Annotated in this window: 12 protein-coding genes; 7 read left to right on the forward strand and 5 right to left on the reverse strand. The window is 72.9% G+C overall.

The genetic code is table 11. The features are described 5' to 3' along the window. Positions 1-195: 195 nt before the first annotated feature. The 4 genes from ACFV6D_RS21925 to ACFV6D_RS21940 form a co-directional block, all read right to left on the reverse strand. The gene (locus ACFV6D_RS21925) at positions 196-1,401 is read right to left on the reverse strand and encodes a cytochrome P450 (RefSeq protein ID WP_380560846.1); all 1,206 of its coding nucleotides are present in this window, start codon (positions 1,399-1,401) and stop codon (positions 196-198) included. A gap of 199 nt (positions 1,402-1,600) precedes the next feature. Then, positions 1,601-3,376, reverse strand: coding sequence for a glycoside hydrolase family 3 protein (locus ACFV6D_RS21930; RefSeq protein WP_380560847.1), 1,776 nt, complete (start codon positions 3,374-3,376; stop codon positions 1,601-1,603). Further along, positions 3,370-4,173 carry a tyrosine-protein phosphatase gene (locus ACFV6D_RS21935; RefSeq protein WP_380560848.1) on the reverse strand — a complete coding sequence of 268 codons (804 nt, stop codon included), beginning with the start codon at positions 4,171-4,173 and terminating at the stop codon, positions 3,370-3,372. The genes ACFV6D_RS21930 and ACFV6D_RS21935 overlap by 7 nt, the downstream gene beginning before the upstream one ends. A gap of 169 nt (positions 4,174-4,342) precedes the next feature. After that, positions 4,343-4,945 carry a TetR family transcriptional regulator gene (locus tag ACFV6D_RS21940; RefSeq protein ID WP_063352100.1) on the reverse strand — a complete coding sequence of 201 codons (603 nt, stop codon included), beginning with the start codon at positions 4,943-4,945 and terminating at the stop codon, positions 4,343-4,345. 246 nt (positions 4,946-5,191) lie between these two features. Here ACFV6D_RS21940 and ACFV6D_RS21945 point away from each other — a divergent pair, with 246 nt between their 5' ends. The 6 genes from ACFV6D_RS21945 (at position 5,192) to ACFV6D_RS21970 (ending at position 18,103) form a co-directional block, all read left to right on the forward strand. Continuing rightward, complete coding sequence (locus ACFV6D_RS21945) at positions 5,192-6,745, forward strand: ABC transporter substrate-binding protein (RefSeq protein WP_380423065.1); 1,554 nt, start codon at positions 5,192-5,194, stop codon at positions 6,743-6,745. Then, the gene (locus ACFV6D_RS21950) at positions 6,742-7,710 is read left to right on the forward strand and encodes an ABC transporter permease (protein WP_063352102.1); all 969 of its coding nucleotides are present in this window, start codon (positions 6,742-6,744) and stop codon (positions 7,708-7,710) included. The genes ACFV6D_RS21945 and ACFV6D_RS21950 overlap by 4 nt, the downstream gene beginning before the upstream one ends. After that, positions 7,697-8,584, forward strand: coding sequence for an ABC transporter permease (locus ACFV6D_RS21955; protein WP_380560849.1), 888 nt, complete (start codon positions 7,697-7,699; stop codon positions 8,582-8,584). The genes ACFV6D_RS21950 and ACFV6D_RS21955 overlap by 14 nt, the downstream gene beginning before the upstream one ends. Continuing rightward, positions 8,581-9,702, forward strand: a complete 1,122-nt coding sequence (locus ACFV6D_RS21960; RefSeq protein WP_380423062.1) for an ABC transporter ATP-binding protein — start codon at positions 8,581-8,583, stop codon at positions 9,700-9,702. The genes ACFV6D_RS21955 and ACFV6D_RS21960 overlap by 4 nt, the downstream gene beginning before the upstream one ends. Beyond that, positions 9,699-10,721 (forward strand): ABC transporter ATP-binding protein, encoded by a 1,023-nt coding sequence (locus tag ACFV6D_RS21965; RefSeq protein WP_380560850.1) that lies wholly within the window; start codon positions 9,699-9,701, stop codon positions 10,719-10,721. Before ACFV6D_RS21960 ends, ACFV6D_RS21965 begins: the two co-directional genes overlap by 4 nt. Before the next feature lie 353 nt (positions 10,722-11,074). Further along, positions 11,075-18,103 (forward strand): LamG-like jellyroll fold domain-containing protein, encoded by a 7,029-nt coding sequence (locus tag ACFV6D_RS21970; RefSeq protein ID WP_380560851.1) that lies wholly within the window; start codon positions 11,075-11,077, stop codon positions 18,101-18,103. 304 nt (positions 18,104-18,407) lie between these two features. Here ACFV6D_RS21970 and ACFV6D_RS21975 read toward each other — a convergent pair whose 3' ends face one another. Next, positions 18,408-19,112 carry a hypothetical protein gene (locus ACFV6D_RS21975; protein WP_380560852.1) on the reverse strand — a complete coding sequence of 235 codons (705 nt, stop codon included), beginning with the start codon at positions 19,110-19,112 and terminating at the stop codon, positions 18,408-18,410. 622 nt (positions 19,113-19,734) lie between these two features. Here ACFV6D_RS21975 and ACFV6D_RS21980 point away from each other — a divergent pair. After that, positions 19,735-20,082, forward strand: a complete 348-nt coding sequence (locus ACFV6D_RS21980) for a hypothetical protein (protein WP_380560853.1) — start codon at positions 19,735-19,737, stop codon at positions 20,080-20,082. Positions 20,083-20,314: the final 232 nt, after the last annotated feature.

Here is a 20,314-nt window from a genome sequence, read left to right on the forward strand (position 1 = left end):
GCCGGAGCGTTGTAGGGTTTAAGGGGGTGCGGCGGGTCGGGCGGCCCACAAGTTGGTTCAGCCCACCTCGCCAAATATACGCACGGCGGGCCCGCCCCGATTGTCGGCCCCCACACCCCGGGGTGTGCGGGCCGATGTACGCGGTGTTTCCGGCAGCGGGTGGCTGCGGGCGGCCGCCGGAGCGTGGGGGCACCGTCACCAGGTGACCGGCAGCGCCAGCGGATAGCGCCAGATGGACGTGGTGTTCCACGCCAGCTCGGCGGCCGGCTTCGCCAGCGCGATCCTGGGGAAGCGCTCCAGCAGGGTCCCGAGGGCGACTTCGAGTTCGGTGACGGCCAGCGGCGCGCCGAGGCAGTGGTGCGCGCCCCAGCCGAAGGTCATGTGGGAGGGGCTGGTCCGCTCCAGGTCCAGCTCGTCGGGCCGGTCGAACCTGCGGCCGTCCCGGTTGGCCGTCAGGTAGGAGACGTGCACGATGTCCCCCGCCGGGATCGTCACCCCGCTCAGCTCCACGTCCTCAAGGGCCACCCGGGGGATGCCGACGCCCTTGCGGAAGGGGATGAAGCGCAGCAGCTCCTGGAGCGTGCGGGAGAGCGTCTCGGGCCGCTCGCGCAGTGCGGCGAGCACGTCGGGCCGGCTGAGGATGGTGTACGAGAGGTTGCCGAGCTCGTAGGTCGTGGTGTCCTGGCCCGTGATCAGCAGGACCATGGCCATCACGGTGAGTTCCTGCTCGTCGAGGACCTCGTCGCCGTCGCGGGCTGTGGCCAGCACGCTGATCAGGTCGTCGCCGGGGTTCCTGCGCCGTTCGGCGGTCAGCTCGGCGAAGTACGCCCGCAGGTCGGCCTTGGCGCGTACCGCGTTCGGCTTGTTGGCCAGGCTCACGTCCATCATCGTCCGGGCGTTGGCGCGCAGCTGGGCGCTGTCGGCCTCGGGGATCTCCAGGACCTCGCAGATCGTGATCAGCGGGAGCGGGTGGGCCAGGTGCTCCATGAGGTCGGCCGGGGGGCCCTGGTCCCGCATGCGGTCCAGCAGCCCGTTCACCACGTGCTGGGTGCGCTCCCTCATCCGCTCGATGTGGTCGGGGGTGAAGCCCTTGGACACCAGGCTGCGCAGGCGGGCGCTGGCGGGAGGGTCCATGACGTTGATCGCCTCGGCCTGGACGATCGGCTCCGGGGTCATGCGCGGGAAGTCCCGGCCGACGATGGCGTGGCGGCTGAACCGCCGGTCGGTGGTGACCGTGCGCACGTCGTCGTAGCCCGTGACGAGCCAGGCCTCCCCCTCGCCGTAGGGCAGGCGGATGCGGCTGACCGGTGCGTCGTTCATGAGCTGCCGGAGCGTCGGGTCGAACTCTAGGGTCTCGGCGAAGTCGAACGGGCAGTTCCGTGCGCTGGAGTCGGTGGACATGCGGACCTCCAGGTCTGGGCCGCGCGGGCCGGATGGGGGAGGCGGACGAAATGCACCGGTACCCGATCGGTCGGCCGCACACACCGGTGGAGGGGCGAGAGCGCCGGTAATTCATCCGGTCTGATCAGCGGCTCGGATCCACCCGCGCCGGGGCCTGCCACGGGTCCACTGGTCCGTGGCAGGCCCCGGCCAGGGTGCCTCAGATCTCCCCGGTGGCCCGGTGCCCGTGCCGGAAGAGCGGGGCGCGGGTGTCGAAGGGCACGTCCTCGCGGCAGGCGGCGACGGCGGCGTCCGAGCGGGGCAGGTCGAACGGGAGCGTCGCGGTCATCGGGGCCCGGCCGAGCGCGGCGTCCAGCACGACCTCGTCCGCGGCGCCGAACTCGCCGATCAGCAGCGCCGCGTGCGGGGCGAGCGGGGTGAGCACGGCGGGCCGCTCCAGCTGGGCGGCGAACACCGTGGGCACGGCGGCGGCCAGTGCGGTGAGCCGGTCGACCTCGGCCGGCTCGAACTCCAGCGAGCCGCTGTGGAAGTGCTGCTCCAGCATCCCTTCGCGCCGCTCGTACGGGGTGGCGAGGCGGATCACGGCCAGCTCGGCCTGCTCCGGGTCCTCGACGAGGGTGCCGTACCCGGCGGCGACGGCGGGGTCGATGCCCTCGACGTACAGCCGGGTGGCGGTGCGCGGCTCGCCGGCCAGGTGGACCACCGAGCGGCGCTGGACCTCGCGGCCCAGCGCCCGGCCCTCGGGGGCGCCGACCAGGTCGGCGACGGCCTCCGGGTCGACGTACGGGTCGGCGAAGAGGCCGAGGCGGAACTTGTCGCGCAGGATGCGGCGGACCGACTCGTCGAGCCGGGCCTCGGTCACCGCGCCGGAGCGGACGGCGGCCAGGATCAGCTCCGGGTCCGTCTCGCCGCCGAGCTGGTCGGCGCCCGCGTCCAGGGTGAGCACGACCTGCTCGGCGACGGACAGCTCCTCGACGCCCCAGTGCCGCGGGGGCAGTGTGACCACTCCGGGGACGTCCATGCCGGTGATGGCGTTGAAGTCGGTGCAGACCACGCCGTCGAAGCCGTAGCGACCGCGCAGCAGGCCGGTGATGACGTCCCGGTTGAAGTTGGCGCCGACCTCGGCGAGGCCGCTGCCGGAGGGGATCGCGTAGGCGGGCATGATCTGCGCGGTGCCCGCGGCGAAGGCCGCCTCGAAGGGGCGCAGGTGGGTCTCGAACTCGCCGCCGGGGTAGACCAGTCGGCGCCCGGCGGCGAAGTGCGAGTCCTCGCCGCCGGCCTGCGGGCCGCCGCCGGGGAAGTGCTTGGTCATGCAGGCGACGCTGTCCGGGCCGATCGGCCCGCCCTGGAGGCCCTCGATGTAGGCGGTGATCATCCGCGAGGCGCGCTCCGGGTCCTCCCCGAAGGTGCCGCTGATCCGGGCCCAGCGGGGCTCGGTGGCGAGGTCTGCCATCGGGTGGATGGCGACCCGGATGCCGACGGCGCACAGCTCGCGGCGGATCAGGTCGGCGTAGCGGCGCACCAGGTCGGGGTCGTCGGTGGCGGCGAGGCCGATCGGCTCGGGGCCGGTGCTGAAGCCGCCGCCGGTGTGGGCGGTGGCCGGGTTGGCGGTGAAGCCGTGCCGGGGGTCGGAGGAGAGGGTGACGGGGATGCCCAGCCGGCCGGCCGCGGCGAGGTCCTGGACGTGGTTGTTCCACTCGGCCATCGCGCGCGGGTCGGGGACGGCCATCATGGCGAAGTGGGTGAGGCCGCGCTCGGTGATCAGGCGGGCGCCGGAGGGGAACGGGCCCTGGTCGCCGGGGAGCATCCGGCCGTGCAGCATCAGCGCGGCCTTCTCCTGCAAGGTCATCCGGGTGAGGAGGTCCTCGACCCGCTCCTCGACGGGCAGCTGCGGGTCCTCGTAGGGCTCCATGGTGCCGTTGTGGTTGAGGTCGCGGAAGGGCGTGCCGTCGGTGTGCCGCAGCAGGGTCAGCATGCCGTCACCTCGGCGGTGTTCGACGCGGCGGTACGGGCGGCGGTACCGGCCTCGGTACGGGCAGCGGTGCGGGCGGCGGCCTTGGCGCGGAAGGCGTCCAGGGTCTCGGCGGTGACCCCGCAGGCGGTCAGGAAGCCCTCGGCGCCGCCGTTCTTGGCGCGGACCAGGTCGAGGAAGGTGCTCATCGCCCCGGCGGGAGCCTCCAGCAGCGGGGCGGGGACGACCATCCGGCCGGCCTCGACCTCGTTGAGGGCGGCCCGGTTGCGGTCGGCGAGGCCGGCCCAGATCTGCTCGATCGCCTCGTTGGTCCGGGCGTAGTCGGCGACGATCTCCTCGGCGGGCACCCCGAGCAGCTCCAGCAGCAGCGCGGTGAGCAGCCCGGTGCGGTCCTTGCCGGCCGCGCAGTGCACCAGCACGCCGCCCGGGCGGACGGCGGCCTCGACGGCGGCGGCCAGCCCCTGCGGCGCGGACTCGGCCATCAGCAGGTAGAAGGCGCCGAGGTCCTCCGCGGTGGTCATGGCCCGCATGGCCTGCGCCAGCTCGTCGTTGGTCGGCTCGATCCGGGCGGGGACGACGGCGATGCCGGCGGCCTCGGCGGCGGCCCAGTCCTCGGGGCGGCTCTCGGACTCGCCCCGCAGGTCGACGACGGTGGTGATGCCGTGCTCGCGCAGCTGGGCGACGACGGCCTCGTCGGCGGCGGGGAAGGGCTGGGCGGAGCGGAACAGGGTGCCGGGGCGGATCCACCGGCTCGCGGGGTCGGCGAGCGCTGCGGGGTCGCGGAAGTTGACCAGGGACATGCGGGGGCCTTTCAGGAAGTGCGAAGCAGGTGGTGAAGGTACGCGGCGGGCCGCGCGAAGGGGGGGGAGGGGGGCGGAAAAGGGCGTGCGGTGCCGTCCGGACGGCCGGCGGCATCGCCCAGGGGTGTCGCGGTGACGGGGTGTAGAGGTGCGGGGCTGTCGGCTCGGGTCAGCCGGCGGTGTCGAGCACGTCCCGGTAGGCCTGGCGCCATTCGGCCACCGTGCCGGTCTCGGACGCGATCAGGACGTGGTGGCGCACCATGCCGCCGAACTGCGCGCCGAGCGCGGTCGGACGCAGGTCGGTGGCCGGGTCGACGCCGAGCCGCTCGGCCGCGATGGTGACGGTGCGTTCGGTGAAGCCGTCGATCACGACCACGGCGTAGTTGTGCACGGAACCCTGCACCTCGATCAGGCTCCGGCGCAGCCGGCGGCGGCGCTCGGTGTGCTCGACGGGCTCTTCGAGCCGGCCGCCGGTAGCGGTCAGCGCGTGGTCGAGCGCGGCCCAGAGCGGGAGTTCGGCGGGGGCGGCGGCGAATGCGTCGAGGATGGCCTGGCCGAAGTCCCAGCCGAACAGCAGCGCCTCCTTGGCCGGGTAGTAGCGGAAGAACGTGCGGTGGGCGATGTCGGCGCGGCGGCAGATCTGGTCCACGGTGGTGCGCTCGAAGCCCTGCTCCTCGAAGAGGTCGAGTGCCGCGGTGCGGATGCTGTCGCGGGTGCGCGCCTTCTTGCGGTCGCGCATGCCCTGCTCCGCCGCGGTGTCCGTCCCCTGCATGGTTCTTCCGTTTCCTCTCGGTGAGTTGAGTGTGGATGGGGCCGCCGAGGGGGCGGCTGTCAGTACCGAATCACGTCCGACCGTGCTCGCTCAAGGCGAGTGCCGACTCTTCCGGGTCTCGTCATCTGAAATTTGCACAACTGCCTTTTGGCAGTACTGCCACTTCCGGAATGGTGTGGGGCGTCGGCGGCCGCACTCCCCCAGGCCGCCCCCGCTCCCCTCCCCCCTCCCCCGAACCGAGGAACCATGAAGCGGCACACCCACCTCCTGGTAGCGGCGGCCTGCACGGCCGCGCTCACCCTCACCGCCTGCTCCGCCTCCGACGACGCGCTCTCCGGCGCCGGCGCCGGAAACACCGGCGCGGCGAACGACGGGCCGGCCGTGGACGGCGGCACGCTCAAGATCGGCCTGGACCGGCCGTTCGCCAAGCTCGACCCGGCCGACGGCACCCTGACCTCGATGCCGATGATGGTCCTCGCCAACGCCCTGTACGACCCGCTGATGGTCAACGGCGACAACGGCGCCGTCCAGCCCTACCTCGCCAAGTCCTTCACCCCCAACGCGGACGCCACGGTCTGGACCCTCGACCTGCACGAGGGCGTGAAGTTCAGCGACGGCAAGCCGCTGGACGCCCAGGCCGTCGCCGACCACGTCACCCGGCTCGCCAAGCCGGAGAGCAAATGCGCCTGCGCCATCGACGCAGCCACCATCGGCGCCACCACCGTCTCCGGCCCGACCACCCTCACCTTCACCCTCAAGGCGCCCGACGCCGCCTTCCCCAACCTGTTCACCCGCTCCCTCGGCTACGTCTCCGAGGCCCCGGCCGGCGACTCCCCCGCCGTCGGCTCCGGCCCGTACACCGTGGAGAGCGTGCAGCCCGGAGTTTCCGTCACCCTCACCCGCAACCCCGCGTACTGGGGCGCCAAGGGCCACGCCGACAAGCTCGTCTACCGGGTGCTCACCGACACCGACAGCCGCTACCAGTCGCTGCGCTCCGGCGACACCGACCTGATCTGGACCGAGACGCCCGGCCAGCTCAAGCAGGCCGCCGCCGACGGGCTGCGCAGCGCCACCGGGCCCGGCGGCACCACCACCATCGTCTTCAACACCACGTCGGCGCCCTTCGACGACGTGCGGGTCCGCCGGGCCGTGCAGTATGCGATCGACCGCGAGGCCCTGGAGAAGGTCGTCTCCCTCGACCAGGGCGCCGTCTCGGACGGCCCGATCGGCTCCCGCTCCCCGTACCGCACCGCCCCCGGGTACCCGGCCCACGACGCGGCCAAGGCCCGGGCGCTGCTCGCCGAGTCCGGCCACCCCGACCTCGCCTTCGACTACCTCGTCGACAGCCGCCCCGAGGGCCAGCAGCGCGCCACCGTGATCCAGCAGATGCTCGGCGAGGCCGGGATCAAGGTGACCATCAAGCCGCTCGACGCCACGGGCCTGGGCACCGCGATGCTCCAGCGCAAGTTCCAGGTGATCGACTTCCCCACCAGCATGTTCGGCGACACCGACACCGCGCTCACCAGCCTCTACCTGCCCAACTCGCCGTACAACTTCATGAGTTGGTCCGACCCGGAGACCTCGAAGACGATCGCCGAGGGCCGCGCCTCGACCGACACCGCCAAGCGTGCGGCCGCCTACCAGCAGGCCGCCCGGCGGGTCGTCAGCGAGGTGCCGATGGCCTTCCTCACCGAGAACACCGTCGGATTCCTCGGCTCCGCCAAGGTCGGCGGACTGCCCGACCTGTCCAAGCGCACCGTCCTCAACGTCTCCCCCGCCCCCCTGTGGGTGAAGCGATGACCCCCCGCACCCGCACCGCGCTGCGCCACGGCGGGCGACTCGGCCGCGCCGCGGCCGTGCTGCTGCTGGTCACCGTCGCCGCCCTGTACCTGCCCCACCTGATGCCGGGCTCCCCCGCCGTCGCCGCCCTCGGCCCCACCGCCACCCCCGAGCAGATCTCCGCCTACGAGGCCGGGCTCGGCCTGGACCGCAACCTGCTCGCCGCCACCTGGCAGTGGATCGCCGACGCCCTGCACGGCGACCTCGGCCACTCGCTGTCCACCGGAGCCGCCGTCACCACCGAACTCGCCGACCGCATCCCCGTCACCCTCGAACTCTTCCTCGCCGCCCAGCTGGTGGCACTCGCCCTGGCCGTGCCCGTCGCCCTGCTCTCCGCCTGGCGCCCCGGCGGCACCTTCGACCGGATCGCCACCGCCGGCACCTTCGGCTGGCTCGCCGTCCCCGGCTTCGCCCTCGGCCTGCTGCTCATCTGGATCGCCGCCGTCCAACTGCGCGTCCTGCCCGCCACCGGCTGGACCCCGTTCACCGAGGACCCGGCCGAGAACCTGCGCCACCTGGTGCTGCCCGCCCTCACCCTCGGCCTCACCGAGGCCGCCGTGTTCACCCGCACCCTGCGCGGACAACTGCTCGACACCCTCGACCAGCCGTACATCGCCGCCGCCCGCAGCCGCGGCATGGGCACCACCCGGCTGCTGCTGCGCCGCGCCCTGCGGCCCTCCAGCCTGCCGCTGGTCACCCTGGTCGGCATCGGCATCGGCACCTCGCTGGGCGGCTCGGTGCTGGTCGAGTCGCTGTTCGCGGTGCCCGGCGTCGGCAGCCTGGCCGCCGGGGCCATCTCCGGCCGGGACTTCCCCGTCGTCCAGGCCGTGGTGGTGGTCAGCGCCGTCGGCGTGGTCGCGGCCACCTTCGCGGTCGACCTGCTGTACCGCACAATCGACCCGAGGATCGCCCATGAGCACCGCTGAGACCACCGCCGTGACCGCCGTGACCGTCGAGACGGCCCCGGCGCGCACCACCCGCCGCCGGCCCCCCGCCGGCGTGCTCGCCGCCGGGGCCTGGCTGGCCGTGGTCGCCCTCGCCGCCCTGCTGCTGCCCCTGCTGCCCGGCTTCGACCCGCTGCACGGCGACTTCGCCCACCCCGCCGCCGCCCCCGGCCCCGGCCACTGGCTGGGCACCGACAGCGCCGGACGGGACGTCCTGCAGCGCACCGTCGCCGGCGCCCGCGCCTCCTTCACCGTCGCCGCCCTCACCATCCTGGTCGGCCTGCTCGGCGGCGGAACGCTCGGCCTCGCCGCCGGCTGGTTCCGCGGCACGCTCGACAAGGCGATCGGCTTCGCGACCGACCTGCTGATGTCCGTACCCAGCCTGATCCTGGTGATGATCGTGGTCTCGCTGCGCGGCCCCAGCCTCACCGTGATCGGCACGCTGATCGGGCTGTTCACCGTCCCGCACTTCACCCGGGTGGTGCGCGCCGTCGTGCTCTCGCTCAGCGAGCGCGGCTTCGTCCAGGCCGCCCGCATGCTCGGCACCGCCCCGCTGCGCATCCTGCGCCGCGACATCGTCCCGCACGTCGTGCCGGCCGCCCTCACCTTCGCCTTCACCGCCACCACCGTCGCCATCGTCGCCGAGGGCTCGCTCAGCTTCCTCGGCTTCGGACTGCGCCCGCCGGAGCCCTCCTGGGGCGGCATCATCGCCGAGGGGCGCACGGCCCTCGGCAGCGCGCCGTGGATCTCGCTGGCACCCGCGGCCGTGCTCTGCCTGACCGTCCTCGCCCTCAACTACCTCGGGGAGCACCTGCGTTCGGGTGGCCCCGCCGGCCCGAAGGGAGCGCGCGGATGACCTCCGCCCCCGACCTCGACTCCCCTGCCCTTGCCGTCCCGGCGCTCGACGAACCTGCCCTCGACGTCCCGGTGCTCGACGTCCGCTCGCTGGACACCGTCCTGCACACCCCCGACGGCCGCGCCCTACACGTCCTGCACGGCGTCAGCCTCACCATCGCGGCCGGCGAGTGCCTCGGCGTGGTCGGCGAGTCCGGCTCCGGCAAGTCCGTGCTCGCCCGCGCCGTCCTCGGCGTCGAGTCCCGCACCACCAGGGCCGTCGCCACCGGCGAGATCCGACTGAACGGCGAGGACCTGCTCGCCGCCTCCCGCACCCGCCGCGCCGAACTGCTCGGCACCGGCATCGCCATGGTCCACCAGGACCCGATGACCTCGCTCAACCCGGTGGTCCGGATCGCCGACCAGGTCACCGAGTCCCTCACCAACCGGCGCCGGCTCTCCCGGCGCGAACGGCTGCGCACCGCCACCGAGTTGCTCGCCGCCGTCGACGTCCCCGACCCCGCCCGGCGGGCCCGCGCCCACCCGCACGAGCTCTCCGGCGGCCTGCGCCAGCGCGTCGGCATCGCCGCCGCCCTGGCCGGCGAACCCGCCCTGCTGCTCGCCGACGAACCCACCACCGCCCTCGACGTCACCGTCCAGCGCACCGTCCTCGACCTGCTCGACCAGCACCGGCGCAGCCGCGGCCTCGCCACCCTGCTGATCACCCACGACATCGGCCTGCTGTACGGGCGGGCCCGCCGGATCGCCGTCATGTACGGCGGCCGGATCGTGGAGACCGGCCCCACCGAGGCCGTCACCCGCCACCCCCGCCACCCCTACACCGCGGCCCTGCTGCGCTCCGTACCGCGGGTCACCGGCCCGCTGCGCCGCACCCTGCCCGCGATCCCCGGCTCGCCGCCCGACCTCACCCGGCCCACCCCCGGCTGCCCCTTCGCCCCGCGCTGCGAACTGGCGACGGACCTCTGCACCACGACCGCGCCCCCCACCCACACCGCGGCGGACGGCCACACCGCCGCCTGCCACTTCCCGCTCACCGCGCCGTCTGACGCGCCTTCGTCCTCGCCTTCCCCCGATTCCTCGCCCGATTCCTCGCCCGACGAACTGGAGCCCGCGGCGTGACCACCGCCCCCGACGCCGCTGCCCCCGCAGCCGTCACCCCCGAAGCCACCGCCCCCGGAACGGCCGTCCTGGAGGCCACCGGCCTCAGCGTCGTCCACCGCACCCGCTCCGGCCCGCTGCACGCCGTCAGCGGCGTCGACCTGGCCCTCCACCCGCGCCGCACCCTCGCCCTGGTCGGCGAGTCCGGCTCCGGCAAGAGCAGCATCGCCAAGGCCCTGCTGCGGCTGCCCCCGCCCACCACCGGCACCGTCACCCTCGACGGCACCGACCTCGCCACCCTCTCCCCGCGCGCCCTGCGGGCCGTCCGGCCCCGCCTCCAGATGGTGTTCCAGGACCCGCTCTCCTCCCTCAACCCGCACCGCCGGGTCCGCGACCTGGTCGCCGAACCCCTCGACGCCCATCCCGACCCGGCCCGCGACCGCGAGCAGGTCGTCACCGAGCAGCTGTCGGCCGTCGGCCTGCCGCCCGCCCTGTTCGGCGACCGCCGCCCCCACCAGCTCTCCGGCGGGCAGGCCCAACGCGTCGCCATCGCCCGGGCCCTGGCCGCCGGACCGCGCGTCCTGATCGCCGACGAGGCGGTCTCCGCCCTCGACGTCTCGGCCCAGGCCACCGTGCTCAACCTGCTGCGCGGGCTCACCGAGGAACGCGGACTGGCCGGCCTCTTCATCTCCCACGACCTCGGCGTGGTCCGCGCGGTGAGCGACGAGGTGGCCGTGCTCCAACTCGGCCGCATCTGCGAACGCGGCCCCACCGAAGCCGTCCTCGCCGCCCCGGCCCACCCCTACACCGCCGCCCTGCTCGCCGCCGTCCCCGAACCCGGCCGCCCGCTGCGCGACACCGGCCTCCTCCCCACCGACCCGCCCTCCCCCCTCGCCCCGCCCAGCGGCTGCCGCTTCCGCACCCGCTGCCCCCTGGCCGACACCCGCTGCGCCACCGAGGAACCGCAGCTGCGGGAGGTGGCACCAGGCCGCACGGTGGCCTGCCACCGACCGCTGATCGACGCTGCCACAGCGTCCTGACCAGCCGGACGCACCACGGGCCCCCGGGTCGGGAACCCCACTCCCGCCCCGGGGGCCTTTCGTTCAGGCTGCGGGCCGACCGGGTGTTCGCAGACCGTGCCGCCGAGGCCGATCGGGGTGGCGGCCGTCAATACCCAGAAGTTGGGGTTGGTATGCGAATGTTCACTCGATCAGGTGTACGTGCACGCAGGGCGTCCCGGTGGGTGAACTTCCCGGTGAGTATGGGGCGGTAGCGAGCCGATCTTGCTCCTTCGCCACGCCGTCAGGCGGACGCGCTGCTCCCCCGGGGGAATCGACGGGCCCGGGTGCGTCGTCGTGCCCGGACGGGCCCTCGAACCGGAAGTGAGGAAACGTTGTCCCCCGACACGTCCCGTACCAAGGTCTACAGCGATCGCCGGTACCTGCACACCACGTTGGTGCGTCACGCGGGTACCACGGTGGCCCTGGCGCTGGCCGCCGACCGCCGCATCCACTACAGCGTGCTGGATCTGGACAGCGTGCCCGCCGGTACCGCGAAGGCGCTGAAGGACCCGCAGGCGGAGCCGAGCCAACTCGACGTGCTGCACTGGGCGGACGACCCGAGCGAGCTGCGCTTCCCCAGCGAGATCGCCAAGGTCGGCTTCGCCGTGCTGGGCGCCACCCGGCTGCCCGCCGTACGACGGGGCACCCGGACGGAGGCACCTGCGGACGAGCTGCTGAGCCCGGAGGAGACGGACGCCTTCCTCTCCAGCACCGCCCGCCTCACCGCCGAGGTGCCGTTCCAGGCGCTCTCGGACGGCAAGTACCTCTACGTCTTCCGCCAGTCGGTGGCGGTCGGCCACGAGGACGCGCTGCTGCGCACCGGTGAGGGGACGTACACCTCGGACCCGACCAGCGACCGGCTCCAGCTGGTGGACGGGCAGAAGGCCGGCCTGGCGGTCGACGCGCTGCTCTGCGACCGGTTCATCGTGGCGGGCGCGAAGCTGCTGCCGGTACCCGAGGTGCGCTACCGGCGCAGCCGCCACCGGACGATCCCGGACTCGGCCAAGGACAGCCTGGGCACCAGCGACATGGACGGGCGGGTCTTCCACGAGCCCACACTGGAGCTCGGGTTCCTGGGCAAGGTGACCGGCGGCCGCTTCGCGACGGTGCTGCTGCCGACCGAGGTCGGTGGCCTGCGCCGCTGGCAGTTCTTCGTCGACAAGCCCGAGGCCGGGCTGATCGACGCGGTCAACGTCGAGCAGGGCAAGGACGGGCTGTTCCACACCCAGGGCTCGCGGCTCTACACCAGCCCCGACGCCAGGTACCGCGACGCCGTGCTGGAGCGGAAGCCGGGCAGGTGCCCCTTCACGGGCAAGGACCTGGTGCCCGCCGAACGCCGGGAGGGCTTCGCCGAGACGGCGCTCTCCTTCGACGGCGTCGACGGCCTGCTCGCGGTGGACACCACGAAGCCGCTGCCGCTCGGCGCGGGCCCGTACACCGTGGAGCTGTGGCTCAGCCCGCAGGCCTGGGGCAGCACACTGCTGTCCGCCACCGGGACGGCTCCCGACGCCAAGGCCTCGACCACGCCCGAGCGCTGGCGGCTGGAGCTGCGGGACGACGGCAAGGTGGCCGTGCAGCACGACGCGGACGGCACGAAGACCGAGGTGGCCTCCGCGGTCGAGGTGCCGACGGGTGAAGGGGTCTACACCCACGTGGCCGTGGTGCACGACGGCACCAGCGCCACCCTGTACGTGAACGGGGTCGCGGGCACGGCGGGCGAGCTCCCGCCGGGCAAGGGCGAGCGGACGCGGCTGACGGTCGGCGCCCAGGAGGTCGGCGGTAAGGCCGGGGGCTGCTACCGCGGGGTGATCGACGAGATCCGGATCTGGGACCGCGCCCACAAGCCGGCCGAGCTGGCCGAGGGCCGCTCCTACCGGCTGGTCGGCGACGAACCGGGCCTGACGGGCTACTACCGCTTCGACGCCGGCTCGGGCACCCGGGTGCTCGACGCCACGCAGCGGTCGGCGCACGGCACGCTGACCGGCGGAGTGAGCTGGGTGACCTCCGAGGCGCCGATCGGCGACCACCCGGGGATGCGGCGGGAGAGCTTCGCGCTGTCCGGCCGCACCGTCTCCTCCGGGCTCTCCGCCCTGCTCTACCACCAGCAGGAGGACGCGCCCGCCGGGCACGCCCAGCAGCCCGCGCCGGCGAAGAAGCAGGCCCGCGTGCTGGTGGCCTGGTCGTCCGCCAAGGACGGCGAGCCGGCGCCCAAGGTCGCCACCCTGGACCTCGCCGTGGCCCGGGACGGCCGGCTCGCGCAGCTCCCCGACGCCCTGGACCTGGACGAAGTGGGCGCCACCGCCAAGCCGGTGGACGCCGCGCAGGTCAACACCCTGACGACCGAGGTCGCCGAGCTCAGGAAGGAGGAGGCACAGGCCAAGGCCGCGCTGGACCGGGCCAGGAAGGACCTGGCCCGCTGGAACCAGCTGGAGAGGGCGTCCCAGTCGGCAGAGCGGGCCTGGACCGATGCGAAGGCGAAGCGCAAGAAGGCGGAGAAGGCCGGCCTCGTCCTCGACAGCGGCACTGTCCTGATCCGCTTCTCCTCTGGCGGTGACGAGGACGGCGCCAAGCGGGGCAACCTGGTGGCCGCCGCGCCGACCACCTGGACCAGGAGGGTGCTGACCTTTGCCCCCGGGGTGACCGACGCGACGGCCCAGTGGCAGTTCGTGACGTCCGGCGTGACGATCCGCAAGGGCTGGACCATCGGGGCGCTGAGGCACGTGGGGAGCCAGCAGTGGCTCCTCGGCCATTGTGGGACTGAGGCGGAGGAGACGACCCCCCTGCGTCTGACACCGTCAAGGAGCGGTGCGAGCACCCTGCTCCTCAAGCGGGACGGGGACGGTTACGCCCTGACCACCCACAGTCCCACCAAGAACGTCGGTGCCGATCCGAAGGCGAAGGAGGGCAACCCGGCGCTCCTGTGCGGCCCCGACGGGTTGCTCACCGTCATGAAGGCCGTCCGCGTCGGCGACCCGGACGCGGCGGTGAACGAGGCCCACGGCGAGTACCTGGTCTTGCAGGAGCGCCTGCGGATCGCCCGGGACGTGGACGGCGAGGGCGGGCTCCAGGCGGCCTACGACGCCGCCAGGCGCAGGCTGGAGGACAAGGAGGCCGAACTCGGCCAGGCCACCGGCGGCACCTCCGGCCGCAGCACGCTCAGCCTCGCGATGCCGAGCCTGGGCCGTGACAGGTCCGGTCTGGGCCGGGCGGGCGCCCTGCTGAGCTTCGCCACCACCCGGGACACGCCGTACCTGCTCGACAGCGGCTCCGGCCAGCTGGGGCTCTACTTCCGGGACGGCGACGACAGGTTCACCGCCGCCTACTACGACACCTCGGTGGGCCGCTCGGTCAAGCAGCTGGCGGCGGGCGGCAGCGTGCAGCTGCTGCTCACGGCCGGTGACCCGAGCACCGACCTGGCCCGGGTGACGGCCACCGTCGAGGCCACCACCAGTCCGGACCGGTGCAAGCTCACCCTGACCGAGACCGCCGCCGACGGCAGCACCGTGACCGACCAGGAGGTCTGGGACCTGCTGCCCCGCGACGTGGGCCTGGCCGCCGACGCGCTCAACGGGGTACGCGAGACGCCGCAGGCCGTCGGCACGGTCAAGACGCTGGCGGGCGGCACGCTGACCCTGGAAGCCGGGACCGTCCGGGCACTGGCGGCGGGCACGCTGCTGCTGGTCGGCGAGCAGCCCTACCTGACGACCGCGGAGGCGGAGGCCGGGACGACCGAACTCACCGTCGGGTACGGCCCGAAGGACGTCCCGGAGGCGGCCGGGCGCGCCGTCACGACCGCCGAACACACGCCCAGGCTGGTGACGCTCAGCCGGGCGGGCGCGACCAAGGCCTTCGGCTCCCGGCTGGTGGAGGCCACGTACACCCACCGCACCGGCACCCTGGCGAACGGGACCGCGACCGACCTGGCGGGCATCAAGCCCAACCGCTGGTGGGGCGACACCCCGGGCCGGTCCTGGGAGTTCAAGGACGGGGCCGAACCGCTGGACTGCCCGGTCGCGGCGGTGCCGGGAGCCGCGGCGCCGGACGACCTGACCCTGGAGGCCTGGGTCAGGCCCGCCGCGAGCACCGAACTCGCCCGGATCGTCAACTTCAGCCACCCCGAACTCGGTTCGTACGCCCTGGCGCTCGGAACGGCGACCGTCGGCGGCCGCCCGGTCCTGGTCGGGGTCGGCGACCAGCAGGTGACCACCGAGGAGACGGTGCCGGACGGCGAGTGGACGCACCTCGCCGCCGGCTTCGAGCAGTCCTGGGCGCTGCGTTTCGCCGGACGCTCCTCGGCCGTGGCCGAGCACGGTGACGCGCTCGACCTCACGGGGGACTGCACCGTCGAGGTGCACGTCCGGGTCGACGGCTTCAAGGACGGCTACCAGGGCCTGATCTCCAAGGGCCGCCTACGGGGCGGCCGGGAGCACGGCGTGCCCTTCCAGCTCGGCGTGGACGAGACCGGTCACCTGGTGCACAGCGTCGAACTCGCCGACGGCACCGTGCGCACCCACGTCTCCGCCGGCACCCTCACCGCGGGTACCGCGCACCGGGTCGCGGTGGTCCGCAAGGCCGGGCGGCAGCTCGTGGAGACCAAGGGCAAGAAGACCATCTCGTACACCGAGGACGGCAAGCCGGTCAGCCGTGAGGTGGACGTGGTCGACTCGATGCTGCTGGACAAGTGGTACGACATCGCGTTCTACATCGACGGCGAGGCGGCAGGCGAGCTGCGCGACCACGACCTGGTTCCGGCCAGGTCCAGCGGCCCGCTGGAGCTCGGCTGCGGCTGGTCGGGCGCCGATCCGCGGCACCTGACCGGCACGGTGAGCGAGGTGCGGCTGTGGAACCTCGCCCGGGACAAGGCCCGGCTCGGCAGCGGCGCGCGGGGGGACGAGGGCCTGGTCGCGCACTGGCGCTTCGAGGAGAACGAGGGCAACACCGCGGCCGACGAGACCGGCTCACACCCCCTGCGCCTGCACGGCGCGACCTGGACCAAGAACCCAGACCCGCTCGGCTCGACCTTCCGGGTCTACCTGAACGGCCGCCCGGTGGTGGTGAAGCCGCGTACGGCGGACCAGGAGGGCTTCGCGGACTACGGCGGCGGCCGGCAGTTCAGCCTCGGCGGCCGGTACCCGTCGGTCGACGGCAAGCGGGGCGCCCCGCAGCAGTTGTACCGGGGCGAGTTGGAGGAGGTGCGGATCTGGCGCACCGTCCGGACGGAGGAGAACGTCCTCGACAACCTCTTCGGGCGCCTGCGGGGCGAGCGTGAGGACCTGATCGCCGCGTACTCCTTCGACGACGCCTCCACCGAGGCGGACTCCACGCTGGTCACCGACAGCGGCCCGCGCGGTCTGCACCTCACGCTGGCCGACGACGCCACCAAGCGCCCCACGCCCGTGCTCTCCACCGCACCGGTCTCCGGGGACGTGGCCGAGGTGCAACCCGTCTTCGTCAAGACGCCCAGCACCTACCTGGCCACCATTCAGAGCGCCCCCGCCGTGCAGGAGTACGCCGACCTCCAGCGGGACCACTACGGGCGCAGCAGCGGCGCGCTCAAGCGGGTGTACGCCTACGTGCGGGACGGCGCCTGGCACCTGGTCACCGGATACAAGGTCGGCGACCTGGTCTCGGAGTGGGTCGCCCAGGTGCAGTTCGACCCGCAGATCACCGGGTACATCGAGGGCGCCCCGCCGGTGCCCTCGGAGAACCTGATCGCCAGCAAGAGCCCCAAGCTGTTCAGCTACATCGACGCCACCAAGGTGGAGTTCGAGCGGGCCGACAGCGTGGTCAACACGCTCTCCTCCAGCCGCGAGCGCAGCATCACGGCCGCCATGGAGCTCGCGGTGAACAACGAGGCCTCGGCCGACTCACTGCTGATCAGCGCACCGCTCGGCTTCGGCATCGCCAAGCCCATCATCGAGGGCGGCTTCGACTGGGGCGTGCGGGCGAAGACGGAGTTCGCCAACGCCTGGGGCGACGAGACCGAGGTCTCCCAGGGCTGGCAAACCGGCCGGCTGACGGCCGTCGGCCTCTCCGGCGGCTGGGAGACGCCGGACACCACCAAACAGCTCAACAAGGACAACGGGCGCCGCTTCGTCCCCTCCAACACCGGCTACGCCCTGGTGCAGTCCGAGACGGCCGACGTCTTCGCGCTGCGGCTCGCCCACAACCGGGCGCTGGTCTGCTACCGGATGATGCCCAACCCCGACATCCCGCGCGACTGGAACCTCATCCCCTTCCCGATCAACCCCCGCTACACCAAGCAGGGCAGCCTCGACGGCTCGGTCGGCCAGGACGAGAACGGCAGCCAGGTGATGGAGGAGGAGTACCAGGACCTGCCCCCGGGCGGAGAGCTGAGCTACTTCAAGCCGCGCGAGGCCTATGCCCTCAAGCGGCGGATCATCGAGGACCAGCAGCGCCTCCAGACCTTCTACGACGCCGTCTCCACCGAGACCCACCACGCCGACCCCACGGCCGAGCGGGCCCGGCAGGTGCTCTCCGGCTTCGTCGGCCCGATCAAGGACCCGGCGCAGCGCGGCGGGAAGGCCAAGCCGACCGACGCGCACGCCAAGCGCAGCCTGGTCAACACCTACGTCTGGTCGGCCGACGGCGGCTTCTTCGCCGAGACCACCGAGACCATGGACTCCGTCACCGAGGTCACCTCCGGCAGCTACCAGCTCTCCGGCTCGCTGGGCGGCTCGGTGGGCGGCGGAGTGAAGGTCTTCGGCATCGGGGCCAACGTGCAGTTCGACGCCTCGGTCGGCGGCGGCATCGCCGTGACCCGCTCGCGCGGCAAGGAGTCGACCCGCTCGTTCAGCCTCAACATCACCTGCGACGTGCCGGGCGACCTGCAGAAGTACAACGCCACCGGGGACCCGGAGTACGACAAGGAGACGGGCGCGGCGATCGAGGTCCCGGGCCGGGTGGACGCCTACCGATTCATGACCTTCTACCTGGACACCGACACCCAGAACTTCGAGGACTTCTACGGCAAGGTGGTGGACCCGCTCTGGCTCGGCGGAGACAGCGCGCACGCCGCCGCGCTGCGCCAGGCCCAGCAGTCCGACAAGCGGCCGCCGTGCTGGCGGGTGCTGCACCGCGTCACCTACGTCAGCCGCAAGCTGGCCGCCGAACCCGGCGCGGGCGCGTCCGCCCTGGACAGGTCGATGGCCAAGGAGGACATCTCCAGCAACTACGAGCTGATCCGCCGGATCGACCCGTACGTCCGCGACCACACCACCGACCGGGTCGAGCTGGCCGCCGCCGTCCAGGAGGCGCTGACCACCCAACTGCCCGGCCTGCTGCCGTACACCGAGCAGGTGACGGAGTACTTCGCCCTCTACTACGGGCTGGACCAGTGACCGCCCCTGCACCGCGGTGCCGATGTTCAACCCCATAACGGGCTGAACGCCTGGACGACGACCTCCGCCCGCCGGCGCCCGCACCGGGCACCCGCGGGCGGCGGTCCGGCCCGGGATGCGACGGCGGTGCGGCGGCCGGGTCGGCGTCCAGACCAGGGGCCAAACCGCCTGTGTGATCACAGATCTGAATTCACATCAGACTTTGCCTCGGCAGTTCAGCCGGCGACGCCGTGGGCGCCACCTCGGACGATCTTCGATCGGGCGATGCGCGAGGCGGCCCCCACGGGCACGGTGGGATCGATGTTCACGCCCTTGACCTCAAGCCGGATGGCGTCGGCCGGCGCACCCGCGCCGAACCTGGCGCGGACCCGGACGTCGGTTCTGCCCACCGGGACGTACAGGACGAGCGACAAGAGGAAAGCACCGGTGCGGGCCAGACGGCCTTCACCGTGTAGGTCAGCTCATCACCGACGGCCACGCCGCGCTGGTCCTGTGCTCCCGCCACCGTCTTCGTGACGCTCACGACCGGTCCGGTGACGAACGACAGGGAGTCCACGAGGTTGCCCCGCCTCGGGTCGTTGCCGAACGTGGAGACCGACGCGGCCGCGAAGCGTGTCACCGTCTGCCCCTCGGGGACGGTGTAGAACCCCTCGTAATGCCCCCAGGCCGTCTTTCCGTCGGCGAGGTCCGGGCTCTTCGCCTTCTCCGGGACCTGGGCGACCAACTCACCGGTCGGGGCGCCGATCCTCACCCGCATCACGTCCACGCCCTGGCGTCCGCGGTGCGCGATCTTCCAGCGCATCACCGACCCGGGGATCGTACGCACGTCCTGGTAGAGGGACGAGGGCTCATTGGCGTTGAGCTCGGCGTACTGCTTTCCGCTGTCCGGCGGCACCTTGCCGTACCGGAGTTGCCCGTTCCGGATCTCGATGAGGTGGTCCGTGGCGGACGCGCGCCAGCCCGGCACCGCGCCCTCCGGGAAGTCCTGCCAGCCCTTGTCCGAACTCATGTACGGTTCCTCGAAGCTCCCGTTCGTCAGCAGGTCGGGCGGGCCGTCCGCCGCGAATGCGGACGGCCATACGAGGAGCGGGGTGACAATCCCGATCAGGCAGGCCGCCGCACACGCCGGGCGCCTCCACGAAGCGACGTCACCGGACTGGCTTTCAGATGCCATTGAATTCCGTCCCTCTACATTCTTTCGGTCAGCCCGGCACTCCTGGGCTGCACAGCCGTCGTGGAACGCGTCGAATCAGAAGCGATGCGCCGCCGAGTCGAAGAGCGTCCACCAGCGGGCCGAGATGCGTTCGCGCGGTCATCACTATCGCCGGATCCGCTATCCCTAATCCATTTGCGGCGGCCGCACTTATGGGCGCATCAGGAATTCGGATGGGCGGGCGCCACGGCGGCGGCAGGAAGGGTTCAACGCAATGCCCGACTCGGAGCACCCGCAGGTCATCGGCAACACGGAGGCCCAACGGGGCCGCGCCCCCGTCGGGCTCTCACCTGGCAGGGGCATCGTCTTCGCGCGCCGTTCGCACCCCTTCACGCCGGTGACGATTCGCGTACGCAACCTTACCGTTGGTTGCGATCACGGGTCGCACCTAGCGGCCCGGCGTACCGGAGGTCCCATCATGCGACGCCTCGTCACGACGATCGGTACCCTCATCGCCGCGGGGACGCTGGCCGTGGCCGTCCCCACGTCCGCCCAGGCCGCCACGGGCACCCTGACGTTCTACAACGTGATCTTCCCCGACGGATCGGGCAGCGGCCCGGGCGTGCCGTACCTCGACCCGGCCCCCGGCTGCTACGACGTCCCGAGGGAGGCGCACGGGCCCCTGTCAGGCGTGAACAACGCGACGGACAGCACGGTCCGCTTCTACTGGGGCGAGGACTGCACCGGCGGATCGCTGTTCAGCGTGTCGGCCGGCCGTTCGGTCAGGTTCAACTCGCACCCGCGCTCCTTCAGGGTCGAGAGCTGACCGCAGACCCGAACGCCCCCCCGCGACCGAAGCGCGGGCAACTCGGACACAGAAACGGCCAGTTGGACAGCGACGACGTCGCTGTCCACACCGCCCGATCTGCGGCGGCGAGAGCAAGCCGACCGAGCCGGGCGGCCCGGCTGGAGCCTCACCATGCAGTTGTCGGGCGTCTCGTCGTAGCACGTGGCCAGGCTCCGCCACGCTCGGATCCCGTGGGAGACCGGTTTCCCGC

Origin of the sequence: Kitasatospora sp. NPDC059812 (genome assembly GCF_042732075.1) — a bacterium.
GTDB lineage: Bacteria > Actinomycetota > Actinomycetes > Streptomycetales > Streptomycetaceae > Kitasatospora.